Genomic DNA, 2,606 nt, shown 5'->3' with positions numbered 1-2,606 from the left:
TGTTGTGTACCTGGTTCAGTTACGTATTGCTAAGGTTAAAAACGGAGGAGTTAGTTGGATGATCCAGCACCTCAGGTTGGCCAGTCCGGGATTCGGTTCACTGACGCGCACGGTGTACTGCAAGCGCTTGTTGTGTGCAAACATTCCGCTTCCTCCAATATTGGTTGGGATGACCGCGCTGAACGCGTCCTGCGTTACCCCGCGGCGTTGCAGGCCCCCATCATCGCAGCGTTGCGGCACACAGTAATCAGAAACGAAGCCGTGTCTGTGTAGGAGTAGAGGCGACAGCGCCTGTCGAGTGATTGCCGGCCTGGGCCGGACAGCCCATGCGTCATCGGCCGACAAGACCGTGCGGCGCCCTCCTACGCGGCAGCTCTGGCGGCGGCACTACCAGTGCTGTCTCCGCCCCCACAGCCCACAGGAGACGATCATGTTTTCCCTGAAGAACTCAGTCCGTCCATCACCGACATGATCCGCTTCGATCACTCGCACGTCATGGTGACGTTCCACCAGTACACCCGCGACAAGCGCCCGAGCGTCAAGAAGGCGCTGGCCGAAACGATCTGCGACGCGCTGGAAATCCACGCGACGCTCGAGGAGGAAATCTTCTATCCCGCCATCCGTCCGCGCGTCCACGACCAGAAGGTCATGGACAAGAGCGTGCCCGAACACGACGAGATGCGGGCGGTGATCGCCGAACTGCGGCGCACCGAGCCGACGTCGCCGCGCCACGACGACCTCGTGTTCGAGCTGATGCGCGACGTCCAGCACCACGTGGCGGACGAGGAGACCGTACTGCTGCCGGAAGCGGAGCAGGCGCTCGACAAGGACCGCCTGTGCGAGCTCGGCGCGCAGATGACCAAGCGTCGCCTGGAACTCGTGACGCCGAAGGCCGGCAAGATCGCCGCCAACACGGCCGTCGGCTTCTCCGGCAGCACGGCCGCCATCGTCGTCGGCGTCGCGAGCGCCCTGTTCGCGGCCCGCGCCTTCACCCGCAAGTCCGCCTGACCGTCGTTTTCCGCAGCGGCGCAAGCCGCCTGCGCTCCCCCGGCATGGCGTGACCTCGCGCCTGCCCCGCCCGCAACCGCGTCCGCGCGTGGTTGCGGGCTTCTTCTATTGTCCCCACGGGCTTCTTCATTAGTGGCCCATCCAGCGGAGCAGCAGCGGCACCAGCCATGGCGCCAGCAACGCCGTCAGCACGCCGTTCATCCCCATGCCGAGGCCCGCATACGCGCCCATCTCGGGACTGACCTGGAACGCGCGCGCCGTGCCGATGCCGTGCGACGCGACGCCCAGCGCCAGGCCCTGCGCCGCGTGCGACTCGATGCGCAGGAACCGCATCAGGAAGCGCGCCGTCACGGCGCCGAAGATGCCCGTGCAGATCACGAGGACGGCCGTCAGCGCGGGCACGCCGCCGAGGTGTTCCGACACGGCCATCGCGATGGGCGTCGTCGCCGACTTCGGCCCCAGCGAACGCGCCAGTTCCGGCGATGCGCCCATCAGCACGGCGATGCCGACGGCGCTGACGATCGCCGTCACGCAGCCGCACAGCAGCGCGCAAGCGAGCGGGAACAGGCTGCGGCGCAGTCGCGGCATCTGGCGCGCGAGCGGCACCGCGAGGGCCACGGTGGCGGGACCGAGCAGGAAGTGGACGAACTGGGCGCCGGCAAAATAGCGCGGGTACGACATGCCGCTGGCCGCCAGCACGAGGCTCACGAGCGCGATCGCGATGGCGACCGGATTGGCGAGCGGCGAGAAGCCGCAGCGCGCGTACACCCATTGCGCGAACACGTAGGCGCACAGGGTGACGGTGAGGCCAAGCAGCGGGGAGGCCGACAGGTAGACCCAGAAGTGGGTGAAGCCCTCGAGGTTAAACATCGCCGCCGTCCCTTTGGCGAGCCGGCGTCCGCGCATCGCCGTCCCCGCCCCGCCGGTCGGCCGGCGTCAGCGCCTGCAGCACGAGCGCCGTGGCGGCCAGCGTCAGGAGCGTGCTGCCGACGACGGCCGCGCAGATGGCCAGCCAGTGCCCGCTGCCGCTGGCCGCCGCCACGACGATGCCGACGCCCGCTGGCACGAACAGCAGGCGCTGACGCCGGCCGACCGGCGGGGCGGGGACGGCGATGCGCGGACGCCGGCTCGCCAAAGGGACGGCGGCGATGTTTAACCTCGAGGGCTTCACCCACTTCTGGGTCTACCTGTCGGCCTCCCCGCTGCTTCAGCGTCACCCTGTGCGCCTACGTGTTCGCGCAATGGGTGTACGCGCGCTGCGGCTTCTCGCCGCTCGCCAATCCGGTCGCCATCGCGATCGCGCTCGTGAGCCTCGTGCTGGCGGCCAGCGGCATGTCGTACCCGCGCTATTTTGCCGGCGCCCAGTTCGTCCACTTCCTGCTCGGTTCCCGCCACCGTGGCCCTCGCGGTGCCGCTCGCGCGCCAGATGCCGCGACTGCGCCGCAGCCTGTTCCCGCTCGCTTGCGCGCTGCTGTGCGGCTGCGTGACGGCGATCGTCAGCGCCGTCGGCATCGCCGTGCTGATGGGCGCATCGCCGGAACTGGCGCGTTCGCTGGGGCCGGAGTCGGCGACGACGCCCATCGCGATGGCCGTGTCCG

4 protein-coding genes and 1 pseudogene are annotated in these 2,606 nt (G+C 68.8%); 2 read left to right on the top strand and 3 right to left on the bottom strand.

Features of this window, described 5'->3' with window-relative positions; genetic code table 11:
* Window positions 1-15 precede the first annotated feature (15 nt).
* Complete coding sequence (locus ACWNCF_RS03660) at window positions 16-144, bottom strand: hypothetical protein (protein ID WP_449406056.1); 129 nt, start codon at window positions 142-144, stop codon at window positions 16-18.
* A gap of 324 nt (window positions 145-468) precedes the next feature.
* On the opposite strand from ACWNCF_RS03660, the gene ACWNCF_RS03655 reads away from it, so the two are divergent.
* On the top strand, window positions 469-1,008 hold the full coding sequence (locus ACWNCF_RS03655) for a hemerythrin domain-containing protein (protein WP_449406055.1): 540 nt from the start codon (window positions 469-471) through the stop codon (window positions 1,006-1,008).
* A gap of 129 nt (window positions 1,009-1,137) precedes the next feature.
* Here the strand turns inward: ACWNCF_RS03655 and ACWNCF_RS03650 are convergent, their stop codons facing one another.
* Window positions 1,138-1,878: an LrgB family protein gene (locus ACWNCF_RS03650; RefSeq protein WP_449406054.1), complete on the bottom strand. Its 741-nt coding sequence runs from the start codon at window positions 1,876-1,878 to the stop codon at window positions 1,138-1,140.
* The gene (locus tag ACWNCF_RS03645; protein WP_449406053.1) at window positions 1,871-2,179 is read right to left on the bottom strand and encodes a CidA/LrgA family protein; all 309 of its coding nucleotides are present in this window, start codon (window positions 2,177-2,179) and stop codon (window positions 1,871-1,873) included. Before ACWNCF_RS03645 ends, ACWNCF_RS03650 begins: the two co-directional genes overlap by 8 nt.
* On the opposite strand from ACWNCF_RS03645, the pseudogene ACWNCF_RS03640 reads away from it, so the two are divergent.
* Window positions 2,157-2,606: pseudogene (locus ACWNCF_RS03640) on the top strand (LrgB family protein); the annotation flags it as partial. The gene ACWNCF_RS03645 and the pseudogene ACWNCF_RS03640 overlap by 23 nt on opposite strands.

The organism is Massilia phosphatilytica, assembly GCF_977014125.1.
Note: the sequence above shows the minus strand (reverse complement) of the source record. Positions and strands in the feature narration are given on the sequence as shown.